The organism is Micromonospora sp. NPDC048835 (genome assembly GCF_040649995.1).
Lineage (GTDB): Bacteria > Actinomycetota > Actinomycetes > Mycobacteriales > Micromonosporaceae > Micromonospora.
In genome coordinates this window covers 1-25581 of the sequence record NZ_JBEZGM010000001.1, presented here as the reverse complement: position 1 = coordinate 25581, position 25581 = coordinate 1, and the positions used below count along the sequence as shown (strand labels likewise).

The 25581-nt window shown below is 71.3% G+C and carries 20 protein-coding genes; 12 read left to right on the top strand and 8 right to left on the bottom strand.

Annotation, left to right across the window (positions count from 1 at the left end):
* The first annotated feature begins 87 nt into the window (after window positions 1-87).
* From AB0C15_RS00100 to AB0C15_RS00060, 9 genes are all read left to right on the top strand, one after another.
* Complete coding sequence (locus tag AB0C15_RS00100; protein ID WP_357347002.1) at window positions 88-1701, top strand: serine/threonine-protein kinase; 1614 nt, start codon at window positions 88-90, stop codon at window positions 1699-1701.
* Between the two features lie 103 nt (window positions 1702-1804).
* Window positions 1805-2614: a metal-dependent hydrolase gene (locus tag AB0C15_RS00095; RefSeq protein WP_357347000.1), complete on the top strand. Its 810-nt coding sequence runs from the start codon at window positions 1805-1807 to the stop codon at window positions 2612-2614.
* Between the two features lie 143 nt (window positions 2615-2757).
* On the top strand, window positions 2758-3645 hold the full coding sequence (locus AB0C15_RS00090) for an amidohydrolase family protein (RefSeq protein WP_357347870.1): 888 nt from the start codon (window positions 2758-2760) through the stop codon (window positions 3643-3645).
* Window positions 3646-4464: 819 nt separating this feature from the next.
* A complete protein-coding gene (locus AB0C15_RS00085) occupies window positions 4465-5550 on the top strand; it encodes a LacI family DNA-binding transcriptional regulator (protein ID WP_357347867.1) in 1086 nt (361 codons plus the stop codon).
* 76 nt (window positions 5551-5626) lie between these two features.
* The gene (locus tag AB0C15_RS00080) at window positions 5627-6931 is read left to right on the top strand and encodes an extracellular solute-binding protein (protein ID WP_357346998.1); all 1305 of its coding nucleotides are present in this window, start codon (window positions 5627-5629) and stop codon (window positions 6929-6931) included.
* A gap of 67 nt (window positions 6932-6998) precedes the next feature.
* The gene (locus AB0C15_RS00075) at window positions 6999-7967 is read left to right on the top strand and encodes a sugar ABC transporter permease (RefSeq protein ID WP_357346996.1); all 969 of its coding nucleotides are present in this window, start codon (window positions 6999-7001) and stop codon (window positions 7965-7967) included.
* A 1-nt stretch (window position 7968) separates the two neighbouring features.
* Window positions 7969-8856, top strand: coding sequence for a carbohydrate ABC transporter permease (locus AB0C15_RS00070; protein WP_357346994.1), 888 nt, complete (start codon window positions 7969-7971; stop codon window positions 8854-8856).
* Window positions 8853-11084: an alpha-xylosidase gene (yicI, locus tag AB0C15_RS00065; RefSeq protein WP_357346991.1), complete on the top strand. Its 2232-nt coding sequence runs from the start codon at window positions 8853-8855 to the stop codon at window positions 11082-11084. Before AB0C15_RS00070 ends, yicI begins: the two co-directional genes overlap by 4 nt.
* Entirely contained in the window at window positions 11081-12478 is a 1398-nt protein-coding gene (locus AB0C15_RS00060) for a GH1 family beta-glucosidase (protein ID WP_357346989.1), read from the top strand. Before yicI ends, AB0C15_RS00060 begins: the two co-directional genes overlap by 4 nt.
* 169 nt (window positions 12479-12647) lie before the next feature.
* Here AB0C15_RS00060 and AB0C15_RS00055 read toward each other — a convergent pair whose 3' ends face one another.
* Together AB0C15_RS00055 and AB0C15_RS00050 are read right to left on the bottom strand one after the other, a co-directional pair.
* On the bottom strand, window positions 12648-13241 hold the full coding sequence (locus tag AB0C15_RS00055; protein WP_357346987.1) for a nucleotidyltransferase family protein: 594 nt from the start codon (window positions 13239-13241) through the stop codon (window positions 12648-12650).
* A 199-nt stretch (window positions 13242-13440) separates the two neighbouring features.
* Complete coding sequence (locus AB0C15_RS00050) at window positions 13441-15150, bottom strand: bifunctional 3'-5' exonuclease/DNA polymerase (RefSeq protein ID WP_357347865.1); 1710 nt, start codon at window positions 15148-15150, stop codon at window positions 13441-13443.
* A 120-nt stretch (window positions 15151-15270) separates the two neighbouring features.
* On the opposite strand from AB0C15_RS00050, the gene AB0C15_RS00045 reads away from it, so the two are divergent.
* On the top strand, window positions 15271-17019 hold the full coding sequence (locus tag AB0C15_RS00045) for an ABC transporter ATP-binding protein (protein ID WP_357346985.1): 1749 nt from the start codon (window positions 15271-15273) through the stop codon (window positions 17017-17019).
* The gene (locus tag AB0C15_RS00040; protein ID WP_357346983.1) at window positions 17016-18761 is read left to right on the top strand and encodes an ABC transporter ATP-binding protein; all 1746 of its coding nucleotides are present in this window, start codon (window positions 17016-17018) and stop codon (window positions 18759-18761) included. The genes AB0C15_RS00045 and AB0C15_RS00040 overlap by 4 nt, the downstream gene beginning before the upstream one ends.
* 7 nt (window positions 18762-18768) lie before the next feature.
* Here AB0C15_RS00040 and AB0C15_RS00035 read toward each other — a convergent pair whose 3' ends face one another.
* The 5 genes from AB0C15_RS00035 to AB0C15_RS00015 are packed head-to-tail and all read right to left on the bottom strand — an operon-like array spanning window position 18769 to window position 23787.
* Complete coding sequence (locus AB0C15_RS00035; protein WP_357346981.1) at window positions 18769-19698, bottom strand: carbohydrate ABC transporter permease; 930 nt, start codon at window positions 19696-19698, stop codon at window positions 18769-18771.
* Window positions 19698-20606, bottom strand: a complete 909-nt coding sequence (locus AB0C15_RS00030) for a sugar ABC transporter permease (RefSeq protein WP_357346979.1) — start codon at window positions 20604-20606, stop codon at window positions 19698-19700. The genes AB0C15_RS00035 and AB0C15_RS00030 overlap by 1 nt, the downstream gene beginning before the upstream one ends.
* 18 nt (window positions 20607-20624) lie before the next feature.
* A complete protein-coding gene (ngcE, locus tag AB0C15_RS00025) occupies window positions 20625-22061 on the bottom strand; it encodes an N-acetylglucosamine/diacetylchitobiose ABC transporter substrate-binding protein (protein WP_357346977.1) in 1437 nt (478 codons plus the stop codon).
* Between the two features lie 26 nt (window positions 22062-22087).
* Entirely contained in the window at window positions 22088-22837 is a 750-nt protein-coding gene (locus tag AB0C15_RS00020; RefSeq protein WP_091403970.1) for an SIS domain-containing protein, read from the bottom strand.
* Window positions 22834-23787, bottom strand: coding sequence for a MurR/RpiR family transcriptional regulator (locus tag AB0C15_RS00015; RefSeq protein ID WP_357346975.1), 954 nt, complete (start codon window positions 23785-23787; stop codon window positions 22834-22836). The genes AB0C15_RS00020 and AB0C15_RS00015 overlap by 4 nt, the downstream gene beginning before the upstream one ends.
* Window positions 23788-23993: 206 nt before the next feature.
* Between AB0C15_RS00015 and AB0C15_RS00010 the strand changes: the two genes are divergently transcribed.
* The gene (locus tag AB0C15_RS00010) at window positions 23994-24980 is read left to right on the top strand and encodes a BadF/BadG/BcrA/BcrD ATPase family protein (RefSeq protein ID WP_357346973.1); all 987 of its coding nucleotides are present in this window, start codon (window positions 23994-23996) and stop codon (window positions 24978-24980) included.
* 298 nt (window positions 24981-25278) lie between these two features.
* Here the strand turns inward: AB0C15_RS00010 and AB0C15_RS00005 are convergent.
* On the bottom strand, window positions 25279-25581 hold a 303-nt coding region (locus AB0C15_RS00005; RefSeq protein WP_357346971.1), incomplete at its 5' end, for an IS30 family transposase.

Sequence of the window (25581 nt, the reverse complement as noted above, 5' to 3'; positions counted from 1 at the left end):
TCCGGCGTGGATCGAGGCCGCTCAGTGGATGAGAAAGCCGCCATTGGTGGCTATCGTGGATTCCGGGGTGACCAAGGGGGAGCGGCCGTGCAGCAGTTGCTGATCGCGGGTCGGTACCGGCTGCTCGACCTGGTCGGCACCGGCGGGATGGGCCGGGTGTGGCTCGCTAGCGACGAGATGCTGCACCGCGACGTCGCAGTGAAGGAGGTCGTACCGCCGTCCTGGCTGGCCGAGACCGAGCGCGAGGAGTTGCGGCTCCGGACGCTGCGCGAGGCGCGCACCGCCGCCCGGCTCAACCATCCGAACGTGGTCCGCCTCTACGACGTGGTGCACGACCGGGAGAGCCCCTGGATCGTGATGGAGTACGTACCGTCCCGCTCGGTGCAGCAGATCATCAGCGCGGACGGCCCGCTGAGCCCGCAGCGTACCGCCCGGATCGGGCTGGCGGTCCTCGCCGCGTTGCGGGCCGCGCACACCGCCGGAGTGCTGCACCGTGACGTGAAACCGCACAACGTGCTGGTGGCCGACGACGGGCGGGTGATGCTCACCGACTTTGGGCTGGCCACCTTCGACGGCGGCGACGGCGCGATGACCGGGCCCGGCACGGTGCTCGGCTCACCCCAGTTCGTCGCCCCCGAGCGAGCCCGCGAAGGGGTGTCCGACGCGCGGACCGACATGTGGTCGCTGGGCGCGACGCTCTACGCGACGGTCGAGGGGCAGTCACCGTACGCCAGGTCGAGCGCGATGGCGACGCTCAGCGCGTTGGCCACCGAACCCCCGGATCCGATGCGTCGGGCCGGCCCGTTGCGTCCCGTCCTCACCGGCCTGTTGCAACGCGACCCCTGGCGGCGGCTGACCGCCGTCGAGGCGGAGCCGCTGCTGCGCAGCGCGGCAACAGGCGACGACGAGCCCGCATCCGGACGTTCCTCGGCGGTCGCGGCGATCCGCGGCGTCAGCCGGGTCGTCGCGCCCCGACCGGCCGACCCGGTGACTCCGCCGGGCGAGCCGGCGGCGCCGGCACCGCGCCCGACACGCCGGCGGCGGCGTCTGATCGCCCTGGGTGGCGCGGCCACCGCCCTGCTCGTCGCGGGAGGCGTCACCCTGGCGCTTGTCGACCGGCACGATGAGCGCACCCCACCGTCCGGCGCGGGTGGTGGCGCGCCGACCTCCCGGCCGGCGGCGTTCGCCTGCGCGTCGGTGCCGCCGCCGTCGGCGACGCCGGTGGTGGCGGTCTCGCCGCCGGCCGACGCCAAGTACGGGCTGCGCGAGGGTTGGACCTGGTACGACGACCCGACCGGGTTCCGGATCGCCGCCCCGGTGGGTTGGGCGCGCTGGACCGAGGGCCCGGTGACCTGCTTCCGGAAGTCCGCCGGCTCCCGGGTGCTCAGCGTGGAGGCGGGGCCGGCCCGCGCCGACCCGGTGGCGCACTGGACGGCCGAGGAGGCGCGGCTGACCGTCAGTGGTGCCCTACCCGGCTACCGCAAGGTGGACATCTCCGCGATGGACATCTTCGAGGGCGGCGCGGTGTGGGAGTGCGGCTGGCAGAACGCCCTCGGCGTTCCGGTGCACAGCTTCCGGTTGCTCGCCAACACCTCGGCCGACCGCTCCTACACCGTCTCGTGGTTGACAGAAGAGTTCGACTGGCAGGTCAACGCGGCATACTTGCCGATGATTCGGCAGAGCTTCACCCCCACCCTGTGACACGCTCCAATGTGGACCTTCCGGGTGATGCCCCTGCGGCGCCGACGCTGACTACAGTGGCGTAGTTTTGGGCGCTCAAGATCCCTGGGGAGGGTGAGCCGAAATGATGGGACCGCAACACGCGCTGTCCGGCGCGGCGGTGTGGCTGGCTGGCTCCTGGGCACTGGAGCAGTTCGCCGACTACCACCAGTCGCCGCTCGCGCTGGCGGTGGGCACCGCGGTGTGCGCCGGTGGCGCGCTCTTTCCCGACCTCGACATGTCGGGCAAGGTGACCAAGAACCAGGGCGGGGCCACCGTGGCCCGCACCTTCGGAGTCTTCTCACTCTTCGCCGCCGAGGTGATGGAGAAGATCTCCCTCGGGGTCTACTACGCCACGAAGCTCAGCAAGGACCCACGCCGCAACAACGGACACCGGACGCTCACCCACACGCTGCCGTTCACCGTGCTGGTCGGCTGGGGCACCACCGCGCTCTGCGCCGCGTACGGCAAGTGGGCGGTCATCACCATCCTGTTCTTCATGTTCGGCCTGGCGCTACGCGGGCTGTTCGACGAGTGGGCCGAGCGGGCCGGCTGGGTGATCATCACCCTCGCATCGGCCGGGGCGGCCTGGTTCACCTTTGCCAACCTGCCGGGCGGACGCGGCTATCCACTGATCGGCACCGCCCTTGGCGTGGGCTGCTTCGTGCACATCCTCGGCGACATGATCACCCGAGCCGGCGTGCCGATCCTCTGGCCGATCCCGATCAAGCGGCGCATGTGGATGATGATCGGCCTACCCAACCGCATCGCCCTACGCGTCGGCAGCAAGGCCGAAGTGGTCGGAATGCGCATCGCCCTGACCGTCGTCTCGGCACTCGCCACCGTCGGGCTGATCGCTCCCTCCGTGCTGAGCCGATTCGACATCGACATATGACCGACCCCGCGCCGGAGCCGCGCGGCACGGCCGACGACGACCTGCCGGTCCCGCCCGACGCGGCCGACGAACACCTGACGGTGCCGCCTGACGCGGACGACTACCTGCCGGTCCCACCCGACGCGGCCGACGAACACCTGACGGTGCCGCCCGACGCGGACGAACGCGTACCGGACTTCTGCCGTGCGCTGGGCCTGCCCGGCCTCGCCGACGTGCACGTGCACTTCCTGCCGCCGCGACTGCTGCGTCGGGTGTGGGCCTACTTCGACGCCGCCGGGCCCCTGGTCGGCACCGAATGGCCAATCCTGTACCGCTGGAGCGACGCCGACCGGATCGCGCACCTGCGCCGGCTCGGCGTACGGGCGTTCAGCGCCCTGGCGTACGCACACCGCCCGGGCATGGCGGCGGACCTCAACCGCTGGACCCTGGACTTCGCCCGCGACACCCCCGGGTGCCTGGCCTCGGCCACGTTCTACCCCGAGCCCGACGCCCCCGGGTACGTCGAGGCGGCCCTCGCGGAAGGCGCCCGACTGTTCAAGCTGCACCTGCAGGTCGGCGGGTTCGCGCCCACCGACCCGGCGCTGGACCAGGTCTGGGGAATGCTCTCCGACGCGGGTGTGCCGGTGGTGGTGCACGCCGGGCACGCCCCGGTCGGGACCCTCCACACCGGCCCCGACCCGTTCGCCGCCCTGCTCGCCCGCCACCCTCGGCTGACCGCGGTGGTGGCGCACATGGGCGCCCCGGACTACCGGGCCTTCCTGGACCTCGCCGAGACGTACGAGCAGGTCCGGCTGGACACCACAATGGCGTTCACGCCCTTCTTCGACCAGTTCATCCCCTTCCCCACCGACGAGTTGCCCCGGTTGCGCGAGTTGGGGCTGGCCGGCAAGGTCCTGTTGGGCAGCGACTTCCCGAACATCCCGTACCCGTACGCCGACCAACTGACCGGGCTGGCACGGCTGGACCTGGGCGACGACTGGCTGCGCGCGGTCTGCTGGGAAAGCGCCGCCACCCTCTTCAACCTGCCCTGACCCGCGCCCCCGCCGCGCACACACCACCACGGACCCGCCCGCCGCCCCCGCGCACTCTGCCCATGCCCGCAGCCCACGCACCGGGCCGCCCCTTCGCCCCACCCCCGTGCCCCGTGCCCCGCGCCCCGCGCCCCGCGCCCCGCGCCCCGCGCCCCGCGCCCCGCGCCCCGCGCCCCGCGCCCCGCGCCCCGCGCCCCGCGCCCCGCGCCAAGATCGTGCTCGATCTTGGATGTAGTGGCATCGCCGACGCGCCGAGACCACTACATCCAGGATCGAGCACGATCTTGCCGCCGACTCGTTGCGCGGTGAGGGCGGTCCGAGCAACTTCCTGGATGTTGCTGCCTCAGACGACCGGGAGGCAGCAACATCCCCGATGTTGCGCGGATCTTGGCGGCGACGATCATGCGCGAGCGACAGCGAGCGCGGGGACGGCGCAGGGCAGGCGCAGGGACGGACAGCGCGGGTGCGATGACGGCGCAGGGCAGGCGCGCGGCGGGTACAGGGTGGGGGCAGGCGCGGGGCGCAGAGTGCCGGGCGGGCGCAGGGTGCCAGGTGCCGGGCGGGCGCAGGGTGCCAGGTGCCGGGCGGGCGCAGGGTGCCAGGTGCCGGGCGGGCGCAGGGTGCCGGGCGGGCGCAGGGCGCAGGGTGCCGGGCGGGCGGGCGCAGGGTGCTGCGGGGTCGGTGAATTCTTTTCGACATCGGCTATTGACGTCGCCGTAACAGGTGGCCTAGCGTCCTGTCGAATCGCTTCGTCGAAACGCTTCGACGCAGTTTCGGGAGCGTTCCCACCCCGACCGGAGGAGGTGCGCGGTGGCCACCATGCACGACGTCGCCCGCCTCGCGCAGGTCTCGGTCAGCACGGTGTCGTACGTGCTCACCGGCACCCGGCCGATCTCGCAGGCCACCCGTAACAAGGTGCTCGCGGCGATGGCGCAGCTCGACTACCAGCCCAACGCGATGGCCCGGGGGCTGGCCAGTCGCCGCAGCCGGATCCTCGGCCTGCTGATGCCGATGGACGAACGCGGCCTCGGCGCCACCGAGACCGCCTTCGTCACCGGCGCCGCCGCCGCGGCCAGCAGCGCCGGCTACCACCTGGTGCTCTCGCCGGTCGGCGGGAGCAACCTCGACGACCTGCGTCGGCTGGCCAGCCAGCGGATGCTGGACGGGGTCGTGCTGATGGAGGTCCAGTTGGCTGACGAGCGGGTCACCGTGCTCCAGGAGGCGGGGGTGCCGCTGGTGCTGATCGGCCGTACCGGCGACGCTGGCACGCTCTCCTACGTCGACATCGACTTCGACCAGACCGTCCGGGAGGCCGTCGCGCACCTGGTCGGCCTCGGGCACCGTCGGATCGTCTACGTCAACCACTCGGCCGCGACGCTGGCCAGCGGTTACGGGCCCGCGCTGCGTACCCGGGACGCCTTCACGGCGGCGATGGCCGGGCACGGCCTGGAGCCGGTGATGATCGCGGCCGAGGACAGCGCCGCCGGCGGGCGGGCCGCGCTGGCCGCCGCGTTCGCGCAGGCTCCGGAGCTGACCGCGGTGCTGGCCATGAACGAGAGCGCGATCTTCGGCATCCTCGGCGAGCTGACCGGCCGTGGGTTGTCGGTGCCCGACGACGTCTCGGTCGTCTCGATGGTCACCTCGCCGCAGGTCGCCGAGCTGGCCACCCCGGCGCTGACCGCGATGACGTCACCCGGCTCGGCGTTGGGTCGGATCGCGATCGAGGCCCTGGTGCGCCACCTGGACGGCCCCGCGGCCGAGCGCCATCCGAACGGCTCCGCCGCCGAGCGCCATCTCAGCGGCTCCGCCGCCGAGCGCCACCAGCAACTGTTGCCGTGCGCGTTGGAGGTCCGGGGGTCGACCGCCGCGCCCCGAAGCCACCCACCTATGGGGGCTGATCAGTAGACGGCCCGCCGCCGCGCTGCAACGCGACGACGGGCCTCGTGAAGTACCGGCTAGATACTCAACGAGGAGGATGCTAATGCAGCGATTCCACCGGCTCGTCGCCGCGATCGCCCTGGCCGCGATGGCGACGACCACCGTGGCCGCCTGCGGCGGTGGTGACAGCGGGGACGACAGCGACGCCAAGGTCCTGAAGCTCTGGCACTACGAGAGCGAGAACAGCGCCATGGGCGTCGGCTGGGACAAGGCGATCGAGATCTTCAAGTCCGAGCACCCGGGCGTCGAGGTGCGCTTCGAGCGCAAGGCGTTCGAGCAGATCCAGCAGAACGCCAGCATGATCATCAATTCGTCCGAGGGCCCGGACATCATGGAGTACAACAAGGGCAACGCGACGGCCGGGCTGCTCTCCTCCCAGGGCCTGTTGGCCGACCTGAGCAGCGAGGCCGACAAGCGCGGCTGGGCCGGCAAGCTCAGCCCCAGCCTGCAGACCACCGCCAGGTACAGCGACAAGGGCGTGATGGGTTCGGGCAAGTGGTTCGGCGTGCCGAACTACGGCGAGTACGTGACGGTCTACTACAACAAGGACCTGTTCCAGCGAAACGGCGTCACGGTCCCGACCACGATGGCCGAGATGACCGCCGCGATGGACACCTTCGTCGGCAAGGGCGTCACCCCGCTGGGCATGGCCGGCGCCGAGTACCCGGCCGGGCAGCTCTTCTACCAGCTCGCGCTCTCCAAGGGCGACCGGCAGTTCGTCGACAACTACCAGCTCTACAAGAGCCCGGTCGACTTCAAGGCCGACCCGCTCAAGTACGGTGCGGACACCTTCGCCCAGTGGGTGCAGAAGGGCTACGTCGCGAAGAACTCGGCAAGTCTCAAGGCCGAGGACATGGGCACCGCCTTCATCAGCGGCAAGGTTCCGATGATCGTCTCGGGTAGCTGGTGGTACGGCCGGTTCAAGACCGAGATGAAGGCCAACTGGGACACCTTCCTCTTCCCCGGCAACACCCTGCACGCCGGCTCCTCCGGCAACATCTGGGTGGTCCCGGAGAACAGCAAGGCCAAGGGCCTGGCGTACGACTTCATCGACATCACCCTGCGTCCGGAGATCCAGGACCTGATCGGCAACAACGGTGGTGTCCCGGTGGCCGCCGACGCGTCGAAGATCAGCGACCCGAAGGACCGCAAGCTGATCGAGGACTTCAACACGGTCAGCAAGTCCGACGGGCTCGCCTTCTACCCGGACTGGCCGGTTCCCGGCTACTACGACGTGCTGGTCTCCGGCTTCCAGGGTCTGATCAACGGCTCGAAGTCGCCCGACCAGGTCCTCGACACGATCGCCAAGCCGTACGCCGATGGCGTCAAGGAGATCACCGGCAAGTGACACGGCGAGCGGCGGGCGCGACCGGCACCACGGGCGCGCCCGCCCGCTCCACCGGGAAGGATCTTCCATGGCAGTCTCCGAGACGGTCGCCGCCACACCGCCGGCCGCGACCCCCACCCCGCCCGCGCCCCGCCGCCGACGCCGCGGCCGCGACGCGGCGTACTGGCTCTACCTGCTCCCCGGAGCGGTGCTCTTCCTGCTGGTCGTCGGCGCGCCGCTGGTCGGCACGCTCTACCTGTCGCTGACCAAGTGGTCCGGCATCGGCGACCCCCGCTGGGTCGGCCTGGACAACTACCAGCAGTTGCTGCACGACGACGTGTTCTGGGCCTCGTTCCGCAACACCGTCTGGATGCTCGTCGCGATGGTGGTGGTGCCAACCCTGCTCGGGCTGCTGCTCGCCGCGGTGCTCTTCGACGTCATCGGCCGCCGGTTCAAGCCCCGCACCGCCGCCGCCCTGCGGGCCGCGTTCTACCTCCCGCAGGTACTGCCGGTGGTGGTGGCCGGCATCGTCTGGGGCTGGATCCTCCGCCCCGACGGCGCGTTCAACAGCCTCCTCGACGCGGTGGGTCTCGGCGCGTTACGCCACGACTGGCTCGGCGACCCGGACACCGCCCTGCCGGCCGTGATGGCCGTGATGATCTGGGTGCAGATCGGCTACCCGGTGGTCGTCTTCATGGCGGCGTTGCAGCGGGTCGACCCCGAGTTATACGAGGCGGCCGAGGTCGACGGCGCGAACTGGCTGCACCGGTTCCGGGCGATCACCCTCCCGCAGATCCGGCCGGAGACCTTCGTAGTGGCCCTGACCTGCACCATCGCCGCGTTGAAGGTGTTCGGGCCGATCTTCGCGCTGACCCGGGGCGGCCCGGACAACGCCACGAACGTGCCGTCCTACTTCGCCTACTACACGTTCTTCAAGAAGTTGCAGGTCGGCTACGGCTCCGCGATCTCCATGGTGCTGACACTGATCATCGTGGTGGTCGCCGGGGTCTTCATCTGGGTGCAGGCCCGCAGCGAGCGCCGGGACCGGGGGATCTGACATGGCCGTCACGCTCACACCGAGCCCCGCGCCGGTGACACCGGCCCGGCCAGTACCCGACCGGCACCACCGGGGGGTCAGCCGCTGGGTGGTGCTCGCCCTGGTCACCGTCGGCGCGCTCGTCATGCTGGTGCCGTTCGCGTTCATGCTGCTCAACGCGTTCAAGTCGCCCGGCGACTACTCGTCGGGCGGCCCGTTGAGCTGGCCGACGGGGTTCTACACCACGGGTCTGCGCACCTACTGGACCGAGGTGAACTTCCCGCTCAAGTTCTGGAACTCCGCGGTCATCGCCGGCTCGGTGGCCGTGCTCGGCGTCGTCGTCTCGCTGCTCAACGCGTACGCCCTGGGTATCGGCCGGGTCCGCGGCCGGCTGTGGATCGTCGGCCTGTTCCTGCTTGCAAACATGCTGCCGCAGGAGGCGCTGATCTACCCGCTGTACTACGTGGCGAAGCAGGTCGGCCTCTACAACACCCAACTCTCGGTGATCATCATCTTCACCGTGATCCAGAGCGCGTTCGGCACGTACCTGCTCGCCTCGGTGCTGGGCACGTTCCCGCGCTCGCTGCTGGAGGCCGCCGCGCTCGACGGCGCCGGCAAGTGGACGGTGCTGTGGCGGGTGGTCTTCCCCAACCTGCGGCCCACCCTCGCGGTGCTGCTCATCTTCTTCTTCATCTGGACGTGGAACGAGTTCCTCATCCCGCTGGTCATGCTCATCGACAACCAGACACAGACCATCCCGGTCGCGCTCGCGTCGTTGCAGGGCGACCGGCTGATGGACGCGCCGACCACGAACGCCGGCGCGCTGATCAGTCTGGTGCCGGCCATCCTCTTCTTCCTCATCTTCCAGCGCACCCTGGCGCGCGGCATCACGGCAGGAGCCGAGAAGTGAAGTTCACCGACGGGTACTGGCAGCTGCGCCCCGGCGTCAGCGTCCTGCGCCCCGGCACCGTCGAGTCGGTCGAGCCGGACGAGCACGGCTTCACCGTCTTCGCACCCACCGGTCAGATCAGCGGCCGCGGTGACACCCTCAACCGCCCCCTGGTCACCGTCCGGTTCTTCTCCCCCGCCCCCGGCGTCGTCGGGGTGACCATCGCCCACCACACCGGCGGGCTTCCCCGCGAGCCGCACTTCGGGTTGAGCACCGACGACACGCACCCGGTCACCGTCGACGTCACCGGGCTCAGCGCGACGCTGACCACCGGCGAGCTGACCGCGCGGGTCGCGCTCGTCGACGGGTGGCGGGTCGACTTCCGGCACGGCGACCGGCTGCTCACCGCGTCCACCGCGCGCAGCATCGGCGTCGTCACCGACGCCGAGGGCCGCCCGCACGTGCACGAACGGCTCGCCCTCGGCGTCGGTGAGACGGTGTACGGGCTGGGCGAGCGCTTCGGCCCGTTCGTCAAGAACGGGCAGACCGTCGACATCTGGAACGCCGACGGCGGCACCGCAAGCGAGCAGGCGTACAAGAACGTGCCGTTCTACCTCAGCAGCGCCGGCTACGGGGTCTTCGTGGACCACCCGGAGCACGTGTCGTTCGAGGTCGGCTCCGAGGTCGTCACGCAGACCCAGTTCAGCGTCGAGGGCCAGTCGCTGACCTACTACGTCATCGACGGGCCCACCCCGAAGGACGTGCTGCGCCGGTACACCGCGCTCACCGGCCGGCCGGCCCGGGTCCCCGCGTGGTCGTACGGGCTCTGGCTGTCCACCTCGTTCACCACCTCGTACGACGAGAAGACGGTGACCGAGTTCGTCGACGGGATGGCCGAGCGCGGGCTGCCGCTGTCGGTGTTCCACTTCGACTGCTTCTGGATGCGCCAGTTCCACTGGGTCGACTTCGTCTGGGACCCGGCGACCTTCCCCGACCCGGAGGGGATGCTGCGCCGGCTGCACGAGCGCGACCTGAAGGTGTGCGTCTGGATCAACCCGTACATCGCGCAGCGCTCGTACCTCTTCGAGGAGGGCCGCGAGGCCGGCTACCTGGTCCGCAACCCGGACGGCTCGGTCTGGCAGTGGGACATGTGGCAGGCCGGCATGGCGCTCGTCGACTTCACCAACCCGGACGCGGTCGCCTGGTTCACCGGCAAGCTCAAGGCACTGCTGGACATGGGCGTCGACTGCTTCAAGACCGACTTCGGCGAGCGCATCCCCACCGACGTGGTGTGGCACGACGGCTCCGACCCGCAGCGCATGCACAACTACTACTCGTACCTCTACAACAAGGCGGTCTTCGAGCTACTGGAGACCGAGCGCGGCAAGGGCGAGGCGGTGGTGTTCGCACGCTCGGCGACCACCGGCGGGCAGCAGTTCCCGGTGCACTGGGGCGGCGACTGCGAGGCGACGTTCGTCGCGATGGCCGAGTCGCTGCGCGGCGGCCTGTCCCTGGCGTCGTCGGGCTTCGGCTACTGGAGCCACGACATCGGCGGCTTCGAGGGCACCCCCGACCCGGCGGTGTTCAAACGCTGGGTCGCCTTCGGGCTGCTCTCCTCGCACTCCCGGCTGCACGGGTCCGGCTCCTACCGGGTGCCGTGGGCGTACGACGAGGAGGCCGTGGACGTGCTGCGGCACTTCACCCACCTCAAGCTCGGCCTGATGCCGTACCTGGCGGCCGCCGCCGAGGAGGCGCACCGTCACGGTACGCCGGTGATGCGGCCGATGTTCCTGGAGTTCCCGGACGACCCGGCGACGGCGTACCTGGACCGGCAGTACATGCTCGGCCCGGACGTGCTCGTCGCCCCGGTGCTCAGCGCCGACGGCGACGTCACCTACTACGTACCCGCCGGCACCTGGACGCACCTGATCACCGGCGCGCAGGTCACCGGCCCGGCGTGGCTTACCGAGAAGCACTGCTTCGACAGCCTGCCGGTGCTGGCCCGGCCCGGCGCGGTCATCCCGTTCGGCTCCCGCACGGACCGACCGGACTACGAGTGGGCCGACGATGTGCGGCTGCGGGTGTACGCACCGGCCGAGGGGCAGCGCACCCGGGTACGGGTACCGTCACCCGGCAACGGGCCGGGCGCCGAGTTCGACGTGCGCTACGAGGGTGGGACGGCCAGTGCCGAACTGGTAGCCGGCACCTCGACGGGCTACATCTGCGAGATCCAGGGGACGGAACGATGACGCAACACCAATTCCCGGAGAGCTTCGTCTGGGGCTCCGCGACGGCCGCGTACCAGATCGAGGGCGCGGCGACCGAGGGCGGGCGCGGGCCGTCCATCTGGGACACCTACAGCCACACCCCGGGCCGGACGCTCAACGGGGACACCGGCGACGTGGCCGCCGACCACTACCACCGGTGGACCGAGGACCTCGGGCACATCGCCGACCTCGGGCTCGACGCGTACCGGTTCTCCATCTCCTGGCCCCGGGTGCAGCCGGGCGGCTCGGGCGCCTTCAACCAGGCGGGCATCGACTTCTACTCGCGGCTGGTGGACGGGCTGCTCGAGCGGGGCGTCCGCCCGGTGGCGACCATGTACCACTGGGACCTGCCACAGGAGTTGGAGGACGCCGGCGGGTGGGCGGTGCGGGAGACCGCGTTGCGCTTCCAGGAGTACGCGGCGGGCATCGTCGGCGCGCTCGGCGACCGGGTGCACACCTGGACGACGCTCAACGAGCCGTGGTGCTCCGCGTACCTGGGCTACGCCTCCGGGGTGCACGCGCCCGGTCGGACCGAGCCGGCGGCGGCGCTTGCCGCGGTGCACCACCTCAACCTCGCGCACGGCCTGGCCGGTCGGGTGGTCCGGGAGCTGGCGCCCTCCGCCGAGCTGTCGGTGACGCTGAACCTGCACGTCATCCGGGGTGCGTCGGACTCGGCCGCCGACCAGGACGCGGTCCGGCGGATCGACGCGTTGGCGAACCGGGCGTTCCTCGGCCCGATGCTCGACGGGGAGTACCCGGCCGACCTGCTGGCCGACACCGCGTCCGTCACCGACTGGTCGTTCGTCCGTGAGGGCGACGAGAAGGCGATCGCGGTGCCGCTTGACGTGCTCGGGGTCAACTACTACTCCAGCACCCTGGTCCGCGCGTGGGACGGGGTGTCGGCCCGCTCCGACGCCGACGGGCACGGCGCGTCGACCTCGACGCCGTGGGTTGCCGCGGACAACGTCGACTTCCTGCCGCAGCCCGGCCCGTACACGGCGATGGGGTGGAACATCGACCCGCCGGCGCTGACCGAGCTGCTGCTGCGCCTGCGGCGCGAGTACCCGAACCAGCCCATGATGATCACTGAGAACGGCGCGGCGTTCGACGACGAGGTGTCGGCCGACGGTCGCATCCACGACGACCGGCGCATCGACTACCTGCGTGGGCACATCGGCGCGGTGGCCGACGCCCGCGCGCAGGGCGCGGACGTGCGGGGCTACTTCGTCTGGTCGCTGCTGGACAACTTCGAGTGGGGCTACGGCTACGACCGCCGCTTCGGGATCATCCGGGTCGACTACGACACCCAGGTCCGCACCTGGAAGGACAGCGCCCACTGGTACCAGCGCCTCGCCGCCACCGGCGAGCTGGAGTAGACCCCACCCCGCCGGGCAGCCCCACAAGGCTGCCCGGCCCCACCCCGTCCCGCCCGTCGATCATGGAGTTGTGGTGGGGGACAAGCTTCCCTCTCGCGCCCAACTCGGGCACCACAACTCCATGATCGACGCGGACAGGCGGGGCGGCGAGGGCGGCGAGGGCGCGATGTCAGACCCCGACGCGCTGCGGCGGGACGGTGAGCCCGTACATCTCCATCAGCTCCGGGGTGTCGACCCGGCTGCCGTCGGCCACCGAGTCGCAGGCGATGTCGACGATCTGGTCCTTGTGCGCCAACAGGTACGGTCGGGCGCCCACGTCCGCGCTGGCCAGGGTGGCGATGCCGGGCCAGTGCCGACGGCCGAACAGCATCGGGTAGCCGCGCAGCCCGTCGTAGGTGGCGCAGACCAGCACGTCCGGGTACGGCAGCGCGGCCACCCGGCTGACCGCCTCGGCGGTCAGACCCGGCATGTCGACCGGGACCACCACCACCGCCTCGATCCCCTCGTCGTCCATCGCGGCCAGGCCGGCCCGGATGGACGAGCCGACTCCGGTGCCCCACGCCTTGTTGATCACAACGGTGACCTTGCTCAGGTCGGCGGTCTCCTGAACCTGCTCGGCGGCGGCGCCCAGGACGACCACGATCTGCTCGCATCCCGCCTCGGTCATCGTGTCGATCATCTGGTTGACCAGGGGCTTGTCCCCCTGGTGCAGCAGCGCCTCCGGACCACCGATCCGTCGTCCGCCACCCGCCGCGATGATCATTCCTGCGATCCCGTTCAGCTGCGCCCCCTCCAGCACGGGACCGACCGTTACCGATCGGCCCCTCCTACGGACACTGCAACGAGGACGGCCAGCCGAGGGTAGCGGGGCGAAAAGGAGAAATAGCACAACCGTTACACGCCGGGCCGGGACCGTGCACCGCACCGCCCGGGGGCGCCCCGCCCCGACCGGGGCCCGTGGCTCAGGCCGCGTCGGCGTAACAGTCGACGATGGACAGGTCCAGTGGAAACCGGACCGGCGTCGCGCCGAAGAGCAGACCGGAGGCTCGCTCGCCGGCCCGGCGGACAGCCTCGGCGACCGCCGCCGCCTGACCCGCGGGAGCGTGCACGACCACCTCGTCGTGCTGGAAGAAGACCAGCTCCGCGTCGGTGCCGGACAGCTCCGCGCGCAACGTGGCAAGCAACGTGGAGGCCCACTCCGCCGCCGTGGCCTGGATGACGAAGTTGCGTGTGAAACGCCCCCGGGACCGGGCGGCCCGCGCCCGCGGACTGTGCGGGTCGAGCGCCCCCACCGGATCGGACGGCTCGTCGTCGAGGTCACCGAACCCGGCCGAACCGGGCGGGCACGTGCGCCCCAGCCACGACCGCACCAGGCCACCCGTCTCGCCGGTCCGAGCGGCCGCCTCGACGTAACCGAACGCCGTCGGGTAGCTGCGCTTGAGCACCGCCAACGCGGGCACCGCGGACCCGCCGGTCTGGCCGTACATCGCGCCGAGCAGGGCGACCTTGGCCTTGGCCCGGTCGCCACCGAACGAGTCCCGGGCCAGGGCCGCGTAGAGGTCACCGGCACCGCCCGCCGCCGCCAGCCGTTCGTCGCCGGAGACCGCGGCCAACACCCGAGGCTCCAACTGACCGGCGTCGGCCACCACCAACCGCCAACCCGGATCGGCCACCACCGCCCGCCGGATCACCTTCGGGATCTGCAGCGCGCCACCACCCCGGGTGGCCCACCGGCCGGAGACGACACCACCCGGGACGTACTCCGGTTGGAACCGGCCGTCGCGCACCCACTGATCGAGCCAAGCCCAGCCGTGCGCCGTCCAGATGCGGTAGAGCTCCTTGTATTCCAGCAGCAGCGGGACCGCCGGATGGTCCACCCCGCGCAGCACCCAGGCCCGGGTGTTGGGCAGCTCCACCCCGACCCGGGCGAACGCCTTGAGCAGCTCCGCCGGAGAGTCGGCGTGCAGGCCGCGTACGCCGAGCGCGTCGGCGATGCGAGCGGACAGCTCGGCGAGCCGGCGCGGCGGCCCACCGACCGGGGACGCCTCACCGAGCAGCCCGTGCAGGATCTCGTTGTGCACGTCGGCGCGCCAGGGCAGCCCGGCGACGCCCATCTCCGCCGCGACCAGCGCGCCGGCCGACTCGGCGGCCACCAGCAACCGGAACCGACCGGGGTGCTCGGTCGCGGCGACACGGGCCAGTTGGTCGGCGTACACCCGGGTCAGTGCCTCGATGCCCGGGCCCGACGGGCCGGGCAGGGTGTCGAAGAGCGCGCCCTGGCCGTGCCCGGGGGGCGCGGCGGCGCGCGGCGGCGGGTCGGGCGGCACCGCCGCGCCGGTCAGCCGGGCCCAGGCGGCGGCCAGCGAGCGGGGCTCACCCCAGCGGCCCGCGTGCCCGAGCAGCAACGCCTCGGTCAACTCCACGTCGTGACACCTGTCGACCCGGACGCCGTCGCGCAGCAGCGACGGGTAGACCAGCGTGGCGCTGGACCAGACCCAGCGTGGGTGCGCAGCAGCCTCCCGGGCGGCGACCGCGGCGGCCAGGTCGACGACGGCCTCGGCCGGGCCGGTCGGCTGGCCGGCGGCGTCCAGCGGGCACAGCACACCCCCACCCCGCTCGTCGGACACCACCGCCACCAGCACGAACGCGATTCTGCCTCCCACCTGCGACAGGAACGGAGGCGCACCTCACCCGTTCCGGGTCGGTGCGGTGTCGGGGCCGCTCGGTAGCGTGACCAGGTGCCCATGCAGATCCCGCATCCCGATCCCGGCACTCCTGACACTCGCGGTCCGATGCGGTACCTGTGGTGGCTGGTGCGCTGCCAACCCTGGCGGGTGCTGCGCGGCAGCCTGATCGGCACGGCCTGGATGATCGGGCTCGCGACCCGGCCCTACCTGATCTCCCGCGCGGTCGACGACGGCCTGCGCGAACGCGACACCCGCGCCCTGGCGTTCTGGGTCGTGGTGATCGTCCTCGGGGGTGTGGTGGAGTCCTACCTCGGCATCATGCGGCACCGCACGATGACCTTCATCCGCGAGGACGCCAAGGCCCGCTCGGCGGAGGTTCTGCTGCGTCACCTGTCCCGGATCGGCGCGGTGCTGCCGCGCCGGGTCGGCGCGGGTGAGGTGGCCACCGTCGGTGGCTCCGACATCGAGTGGACGGCGCAGGTGCTGACGCTGACCGGGCCGGGCGTCGGCGCGGTCGTGGCGTACGGGGTGATCGCCGTGCTGCTCTGGTCGGTCTCCCCGCTGCTCGCCCTCTGCGTGCTGCTGGGAGTGCCGGTGGTCGGGCTGGTCATCGGGCCGCTGCTGCGCCGACTGGAACGGGTCGAGTCGGTCTACCGGGGGCAGCAGGGCGCGCTCACCGCCCGGTCCGGCGACATCGTGGCCGGGCTGCGCGTGCTCGCCGGGGTGGGTGGTCGGGACCTGTTCGCCAGGCGGTACGCGGCCCGGTCCCAGGAGCTGCGCGCCGAGGGCTACCGGGTCGGCGCGGTCAACAGCTGGATCGAGGCGGCCACGATCGCCATCCCCGGGTTGTTCCTGGCGGCGGTGGTGTGGCTGACGGCCCGGATGGCGGTGAGCGGTGACGTCACGATCGGCGAGCTGGTCGCCGTCTACGGCTACGTGGCGACCCTGATCGTGCCGGTCTGGTTCCTGCTCGAGGGCAGTCACCAGCTCATCCGTGGTCGGGTCGCCGCCCGGCGGATCGCCGACCTGCTGAACGTGGCACCTGACGACGTCGGCGGGCCGGGTCGCCGGTGGCCGGCAGCCGTGCCCGAGGCGCGCCGCGCGGGTGACCCGTCCGCGCCCGCCGGCCCGGCCGCACCCGCCGACCTGCACGACCCGGTGACCGGCCTGACCGTGCCCGCCGGCCGGCTGACCGGGGTCGCGGCGGACGACCCGGCGGCGGCCCTGGCCCTGGCCGACCGGCTCGGTCGGTACGTGCCCAGCCGGGTCACCTGGGGCGGCGTGCCGTTGACCGGGATCGCCCTGGACGAGGTGCGCGCCCGGATCCTCGTCGCCGACCACGACTCGTACGTCTTCGCCGGCGCCCTGCGCGACATCCTGCGCGCCGGCTCCGACGACACCGACGAGCGACTCGGCGCGGCCCTGCGGACCGCCTCGGCTGAGGACGTCGTCGACGCCCTCCCGGCCGGGCTGGACACCCCGATAGACGCCCGCGGTCGCACGCTCTCCGGCGGCCAGCGGCAACGGGTCCGCCTGGCCCGGGCGCTGCACCACGAGCCGGAAGTGCTGATCCTCGTCGACCCGACGTCGGCTGTCGACGCGCACACCGAGGCCCGGATCGCCGAGCGGCTGCGATCGGCGCGGGCCGGACGGACGACCGTGCTGATCGCCACGTCGCCACTGCTGCTCGGCCGCGCCGACCTGGTCGCGTACCTGAGCGGCAACCGGATCACCGCCACCGGCAGCCACGCCGACCTGCTCGACCGAGACCCCGGCTACCGCCACCTGGTGGCCCGGGGCAGCGAGGACCCCGACCTGGAGAACCCGGCCGACGCCGAGGAGGTGTACCGGTGACCGGACTGCCGGTGGCCGACCGCCGCACCGTACGCCGAGCGTTGCGGGACCTGATCAGCCGGCAACGACGGGCGGTCGCGGTCCTGCTGACGCTGCACTGCGCCGCCGCCGTCGCCGGGCTCGCCCCGCCGTGGCTGCTGGGCACCATCGTCGACCGGGTCACCGCCGGCGCGGGGGTGGCCACCGTCGACCGGCTGGCGCTGGCCATCACCGGCTGTGTCGTGGCCAGCGCCGTACTCACCCGCTACGCCCAGTACGCCGGCCACCGCTTCGGCGAACGCGCCATCGCCGAACTGCGTGAGGGGTTCGTCTCCCGGACCCTCGGCCTGCCGGTCTCGGTCGTCGAGCGCGCCGGCTCCGGGGACCTGGCCACCCGCAGTTCGGTCGACGTCGCGACGGTCGGCACCACCGTCCGGGAGGTGGTGCCGACGATCGTCATCACCTCGGTGCAGTTGACGCTGCTGTTCGGCGCGGTCTTCCTGCTGCACCCGCTGCTCGGGCTGGCCGCGCTCGCCGGGCTCCCGTCGATCGTCGCGGTCACCCGGTGGTACCTGCGCCGGGCCAGCCCCGCGTACCTCGCCGAGGGCGCGGCAGCCGCCGAGTTGACCGAGACGCTGACCACCACCGCCGAGGGCGCCCGCACCGTGGAGGCGCTGCGGCTGACCGACGACCGCGTCCGGCACGGCACCAGCCGCGTCGCCGTGCTGTGGCGTACCCGCCGGGCCACCCTCGCGCTGCGGACCGTCTTCTTCTCGGTCGTCGAGGCCAGCTACCCGCTCCCGATCGCGATGATCCTGCTGGTCGGGGGCTTCCTGCTCACCCGGGACATGGTGTCGCTCGGCGCGGTGGTCGCCGCCGCGCTCTACCTGCAACAGGCGATCGAGCCGTTGGACCGGCTGTTGATCTGGACGGAGCAGGCGCAGCGCGGCTTCGCCTCGTACGCCCGGGTGCTCGGCGTCGGCCTGGTCCCGCCGGAGTCACCCGGCAGGATGGCGTCGTCGTCTGGTGAGCGGCTCGTCGTCCGGGGGGCGCGGTTCGCCTACTCCGACGGACCGGACGTGCTGCACGGCATCGACCTGGAGGTCCAGCCCGGTGAACGGCTGGCCATCGTCGGCCCGTCCGGGGCCGGCAAGTCCACCCTGGCCCGGTTGGTGGCCGGCATCGACGCGCCCCGCCAGGGCGTGGTCAGCATCGGTGGCTGCCCCATCACCGACCTCGACCCGGCCGAGCGTCGCCGCCGGATCGCCCTGGTCACCCAGGAGCACCACGTCTTCATCGGCTCGGTACGCGACAACCTGGCGTTCGCCGCGCCGGACGCCTCCGACGAACAGATGCGCGCCGCGCTACTCACCGTGGGCGCCGACTGGTACGCGGAGCTGCCCGACGACCTGGACACCCAGCTCGGCGACGGCGCCCGTCAGCTCGGGGCGGCCGAGGCCCAACAACTCGCGTTGGCCCGGCTCGTGCTCGCCGACCCGCACACGCTGATCCTGGACGAGGCGACCGCCGCGCTCGACCCGACCACCGCCCGGCGGACCGAACGCGCCCTTGCCGCCGTGCTGGTCGGGCGGACGGTCATCGCGATCGCGCACCGGCTCAACACCGCGCACGACGCCGACCGGGTCGCCGTGCTCGCCGACGGCCGGATCACCGAGATCGGCAGCCACGACGAGCTGGTCGCCGCCGGCGGGGCGTACGCGGCGCTGTGGCGCTCCTGGCACACCCCGACCGGCGAGCGGTGAGCGTCTGTTACTTCACCGCGCCCGAGGTGAGGCCGGCCTGGATCTGACGCTGGAACACCGCGTACACGATGATCATCGGGAGGATGGCGATGGTCAGCGCGGCGAACAACCCGGACCAGTCCGCCTCGTAACCGGCGTTGACCGAGATGTCGGCGATGCCCTGGGTGAGCACCCACTTGTCCTGGGCGTTGGAGAGCAGCACCAACGGCAACTGGTACTGCGCCCACTGGCCGATGATGTTGAAGATCGCCACGCTGATCAGGCCCGGCTTCGCCATCGGCATCATCACCTGGAAGAACAACCGGGTGTGCGAGCAGCCGTCGATCATCCCCGCCTCGGCCACCGACGACGGCAGCGTCTTGAAGAACGCGGCCAGGAAGAACACCGTGAACGGCAACGAGTACGCCGTGTAGACCAGCACCACGCCGGTGTGGGTGTCCAGCAGACCCAGGTTCTTCACCACGAAGAAGAGCGGCACCAGAGCCAGGAAGACCGGGAAGGCCAACCCGGAGACGAACAGGTAGTAGACCGCCCGGTTGCCCCAGAACTTGTAGCGCGCCAGCACGTACGCGGCCATCGAGCCGAGCAGCATGGTGAGGAACGTGCTGCACGACACCACGATCACGCTGTTGACGAAGTACCTGCCGACGTGCGCCTTGGTCCAGGCCCGACCGAAGTTCTCCCACCGCAGCTCGGCCGGGAGCGTCCACGGGCTGCTGAAGATCTCGCTGGTGTTCTTGAACGCGGCGAGGAAGGTCCAGAGGATCGGCACGATCACGATCACCGCCCACACGGCGAGCGCGACGTGCCCCAGGCCGGCGAAGAGCCGTACCTCCGAGCGAGGGTCCTTGGGCCCCGGCCGGGCGGGGGCGGACGGGTCGCCGGTCTTCGGCGGCAGCGCGGCCGGGGTCGGCGGCAGCGTCGACTGCGGATTCATCAGTACTCCACGCTTTCCCGCTTGCTGAGCCGCAGCGTCAACGCCGCGAACGTGAGGGTGAGGAAGAACAACGCCACGCCCATCGCCGAGGCGTAGCCGTACTTCGAGTAGACGAACGCGTTGCGGTAGATCTCCATGGCCAGCACGGTGGTGGCGCCGTCCGGCCCGCCACCGTCCACCGAGAGCACCGCCACGATGGCGAACGCGTCGAACGCCGCGATCCCGAGGTACACCCAGGCCACCTGGAGGGTGTCCCACAGCAGCGGCAGGGTGACCCGGAAGAACAGCGTCACCCTCGTCGCCCCGTCCATCTCGGCGGCCTCGTAGATCTCACCGGGGATGGAGGCCATGCCCGCCGAGAAGAGCACCACGTAGAAGCCGACCGCCTGCCAGACCAGCACCGCGAGGATCGACCACAGGGCCAGGTTCGGCTTGACCAGGAAGAGGATCGGCTCCAGGCCGAACTTCATCAGCACACCGTTGATCAGGCCGGACTCGTTCGGCCGGTACACCATCTGGAACAACACCGCGATGATGGCCACCGCCAGGACCTGGGGGAAGAAGAACACCACCCGGTAGAACTTCGACCCCCAGACCCCCTGGCGTTGACCACCGCTGCTCTTGCCGCCCACGTTGAGCAGGAACGAAAAGAACAGCGCGATGGCAATGGTGATCAGCGGCAGGGCAAGCAGCAGTACGCCGTGGTGCTGGACCGCCTTCCAGAAGGCCCCATCGTCGAGCAACCTCCGGTAGTTGTCGAAGCCCACCCACTGCGGGGCGGACAGCCCCCGCCAGTTGGTCATCGAGATCTGGAACGCCTGCGCGTACGGCCAGATCACGAATGTCACGTACAGCGCGACCGGGGCGAACAGGAACCCGATCACGAATGGATACTTGCCGTGCCGCATGACCCTAGCTCCGATCGATCAGCGCTTGAACTTGGTGACGGAGCTGTCCTTCTTGATGGCGTCGGCGCGCTTCTGGATCCGCTCCACGAACGCGTCGGCGTTGATCCGGCCGAACATCAGCTCGTTGGTGGCGGTCCGCGCCTCCGTGTCGAGCTCCTTGTACCAGCCGTCGAAGTACAGGTTGAACACGTCCTGACCGGCCGCCTTGAGCGCGGCCTGCGAGCTGGCCACACCGGGCGGGAAGGAGAAGCCCTCCGAGCCGGCGGTGACCACGGTCGGGGCCTTGACCACCTCGGTGAAGCCCTTCGCGCCCGCCTTCGACAGCATCTGACGCATGTACTCCAGACCGCCCTTGGGGTTCTTGCTCTTCGCCGAGACGAAGTAGCCCTCACCCGCGGTGGCCCGCAGCGCGGTGGCCGGCAGCTTGTCCGACGCGGTCAGGCTCGGCACCGGCATGAGCTGGTAGTCGAAGCCGGCCGGGGTGTCCTTCTTCTGCTCGCCCTCGATCCAGTCACCGCTGGGGTAGAGGGCCACCTTGTACTGGTTCTGCCGCAACTGCACGTCGGTGTGCTTGAGGCCCTCGAAGCTCTTGTCGCTGAACTTCGCCCCGACCTCTGCCCACGCGGCGGCAGCCTGCTTCACGGCGTCCTGCTTCCAGGCGCCGTCCTCCAGGTTGTCGATGTTCTTCAGCACGTCCGTGCCGCCGATCTTGGCGGCCTGGGTGAGGATCACGTTCCACTGGTAGTAGGCCGCGTTCGCACCGGCGTAGCCGTACGGCGTGATGCCCTTGGCCTTGATGTTGGTGAGCAGGGTGATGAACTCGTCCCAGGTCTTGGCCGGCGCCCAGCCGTTGTCCTTGAACAGCTTCGCCGAGTACCAGATACCGAAGACCGTGGAGACGTAGTACAGGACGTACGGCTTGCCGTTGAACGAACCCGCCTCGATGGTGCCGGGCACCACCGTGTCGCGGACCTTCTTGGCCGGGTCGTCGACCGACGGCGCGTCCCACAGCTCGGTGAGGTCCTGGAGCTGACCATCGGCGACGAGCGAACCGAAGTCGATCAGCTTCTCGCCCGAGTTGTTCACGAACTCCGGCGGGTTGCCGGAGGCGAACCGGGGCTGGAGCACGGTGGAGACGGCCTGGGTGGCCTGGTGCTTGACCTCGGCCTTGGGGAACGCCGCCTTGTAGAGCGGCTCGTGCACGTCGGTGGCGTACTTCTCGCCGTAGCCACCGTTGAAGATGACCACCTCGATCGCGGCGTCCTCCTTGACGCCCAGCGGGTTCTTCTCGCTCTTGGTGCCGCCGGCGACCTGCTCGTTGTCACCGTCGCTGCCACTGGTGGCGCAGGCGCCAAGCAGGCCGATGGCCGGAGTGGCGAGCACGCCCACGGCGGCGGCACGACGCAGCACCGTGCGACGGTCGAGTGCGGCCGGGTGTTCGGGGGTAATCGACATCGTCGTCTCTCCTTGTGGAATTCGGGTCATGCGGTACGCCGGAGACGTCCGGCGTACCGCGACTCGAGGGCGAGGTTGTGCTCGTCCCCGCCGGGGACGTTGGCGGAGAGGTAGATAGGGGGTACCTCCCCGGCCTGGTGGAACCGTCGTACGACCTCCGCGGTCAACAGCTGCGCCAGGAGCGCCGTGGTGACCGAGGAGACCGCACAGACCGCGCCGCCGCCCTCGAGCGGCAGCAGTGCATCGCCGTACGGCGCGCCGTTGTCCAGCACGACGTCGGCGAGGTCGGCGAGCCGGTGCCCGGACGGGTGCCGTGGAGCCACCCGCGCGGTGTGCTCGACCGAGGTGACCGCGATCAACGGGTGACCGCGCTCGGTGACCAGCGCCGCCAGCTCGACCACCGAGCCGTTGATGCCGGATTGGGACGCCACCACGAACACGTCGCGCGGCTGGGGCGCCGCGAGCGCGTAGATCTGGTGGGCGATGGAGGGATCACGTTCCAGCTTGGGGTCGGCGAGCACGTCACGCGGGGCGTCACCGTGCATCACGAGGTCCCGGACCGAGAGCCGGTTGGTGGGGACCAACCCACCGGCCCGCGCCACCAGCTCGGCGGCGAACGCCTCCGAGTGCCCGGCGCCGAACGCCTGGAGCACGCCGCCGTCGCGCAGGCTGTCGGCGATCAGGTCGGCGGCCCGGGTGATCCCGTCGGCCTCCGAGTCGAGCAGCCGGTCGAGGACCGGGCGGACGGCGTCCGCGTACCCCTGGGCGCTGATCATGAGAGGGTTCCCTTCGCTGCCTTGTGCCCGTCGACGGCCTGCGCGGTACGCCGGAAAGCCGCGTGCGCGCGGTCGTGCGTGCGTTGGGCGACGGCGATGTACAGCAGGTCGAGCACCACCAACTGTGGGTGCCGGGCGGAGAGCGCGTCCGGCCGGAAGGTGGTCGCCTGGCTGGCCGTGAGCAGCACGATGTCGGCCAGCTCGGCCAACGGTGAGCGGGGGAAGCCGGTGAGCGCGAGCGTGGTGGCGCCCCGACTGCCGGCCTCGGCGAGCGTCTCGATGGTCTCCCGGGTCTGCCCGGTGTGCGAGATGCCGAGCGCCACGTCCCCCGACCGCAGCAGCGCGGCGCTGGCCAGCCCCTCGTGCACGTCGTTCCACGCCCACGCCGCCACCCCGATGCGGTGCAGGCTGAACTGCATCTCCTCGCCCACCAGGGCGCTGCCGCTGGCGCCGAAGATGTTCACCCGACTGGCACCGGCGATCGCCACCGCGGCCCGCTCCACCTCGGTGAGGTCGAGCAGGGTGGCGGTGTCGTGCATGGCCCGGGTGTCGGCGGCCATGATCTGGTCGAGCACCCGTCCGAGCGGGTCGCTCGGCTGGATCTCCCGTCCGATGTCGACGGTCCAGCCGGCCGAGCGGGCCCGGCCGGTCTCGGAGGCGATGCCCAGCCGCAGGTCCGCGTACCCCTCGAAGCCCATCGCCCGGCAGAAGCGGGTGATGGTCGCCGGTGAGGTGCCGCTGCGCTCGGCCAGCTCGACTATGGTCGAGCGGGCGGCGGCCTCCGGGTCGCTGAGCACGTGCTCGGCGACCCGGCGCAGCGCTCCGGTCAACTCGCCGAGCCCGTTGCGGACCCGGGCCAGCACCCCGTCGGAGGCGGAGCTTCTCCGCTCGATCACGTCGGCGTCGACCACCGCGGTCCCCGCGGCGGCGTCCACCTCGTGATCAACCATGAGTAGCCTCAGCTTTCCGAAAAGACTGTTAACTGTTAGTGGTAAAAGTTCTTACTGAACGCCCCTCCGTGTCAAGACTGTGGGCGAAGTTTTCAAACTGTTACCTGCCGCACAGCCCTCCACGCCCGCCACAACTTGCCTCGCACGACGCCGCCGACCAGCATGAACAGGCCAGATCGCCGTTCCGCGCAAGGAGACCCGTGCCGATGTCCGACACCGTCGTGGTAGGCCTCGACGTCGGCGGTACGTCCACCCGGGCGACCGCCCTCACCCTCACCGGGCAACGCGTCGGCACCGGCCGCGCCGGCGGTGGCAACCCCACAAGTCACGGCGCCGAACACGCCGCCGCCGAACTGCTCACCGCCCTGCGCGAGGCCCTCTCCGACGTCGACCCGACCCGGGTGGCCGCCGGCACCATCGGGCTCGCCGGAGCCGGCCGGCTCCTCGCCGACCCGGCCGGGCGGGCCGCCTTCGACCAGGCCTGGCACGACGCCGGCCTGCGCTGCCCGTACGAGGTGCACGGCGACGCCCTGGTCGCGTACGCCTCCGGCACCGCCGCCCCGGACGGCACCATCCTCATCGCCGGCACCGGGGCGATCACCGCGCAGGTGCACGACCTGCGGCTCGACCGGATCGCCGACGGGCACGGCTGGCTCCTCGGCGACGCCGGCTCCGGCTTCTGGCTCGGCCGGGAAGCGGTACGCCGGCTCCTCGCCGACCTCGACGCCGACCGCAGGCTCGGCGCGCTGGCCACCACAGTGCTCACTGAGCTGCTGGGCAGCGCCGACATCGCCGCCCGCCCCCGCGACACCGTCGACGCCACCATCCAGACGGTGACCCGTCGACCCGCCATCGAGCTGGCCCGACTCGCGCCGCTGGTCATCGACGCGGCCACCCACGGCGACCCGGTCGCCACCGCGCTGATCACCGAAGCCGCCACGCACCTGAGCGACAGCGTGAGCCGCATCCGCCCCACCGGAGCCGTGACACCCATCGTGCTCGGCGGCGGCCTCCTCACCGCCGACACCCCACTGGCCACCGCCGTCCGCGCCGAGATCACCCGACACTGGCCGGACGCGCCACTACGCACCGCCGGCGACGGGGCCGCCGCCGCAGCCTGGCTCGCCGCCCGCGGCCTACCCGAGATGACCGACCCGGCCGCCCTGCACGCCCACCTCTTCCCGGCCCCCTGACCCACCCGCGCTCACCGAACACCCGCCCGCACTGCACCCCAATGCGCGCCGCACCGCGGTGCCGCTTCGCGCAGCACTGCACCCGAATGCGCACCGCACCGCCCCGCAGTGCCGTAGCGCGCCGTACACCCCCGGTGCGCGCCGCACTGCACCCTGATGTGCGCCGCACTGCACCCCAATGTGCGCCGCACTGCACCCCGATGCGCGCCACCTGGCGACGTGACGTTCGCGCGGCCCCTCATGATCGTGCTCGATCCTGGATGTAGTGGTCTCGCGCTGCCGGGAGGCAACCCCGTGCTCAGCCGGTGGAAGCAATCTGGCTGGTCAGCAGTTCGGCGAAGACTTCTTTGGGCTTCTTGTAGCCGAGGATACGGCGGGGTCGGTTGTTGAGTCGGTCGGCGATGGCGTTGAGGTGGTCGTGGTCGTTGGGGATGACGGTGCCGCGGGGTAGGTATTCGCGGATCCATCGGTTGGTGCTCTCGTTGGTGCCGCGTTGCCAGGGGCTGTGGGGGTGGGCGAAGTAGACATCAATACCGGCGGCGATGCTCAGGGCGGCGTGTTCGGCCATTTCGGTGCCGCAGTCCCAGGTCAGGGTGCGGCG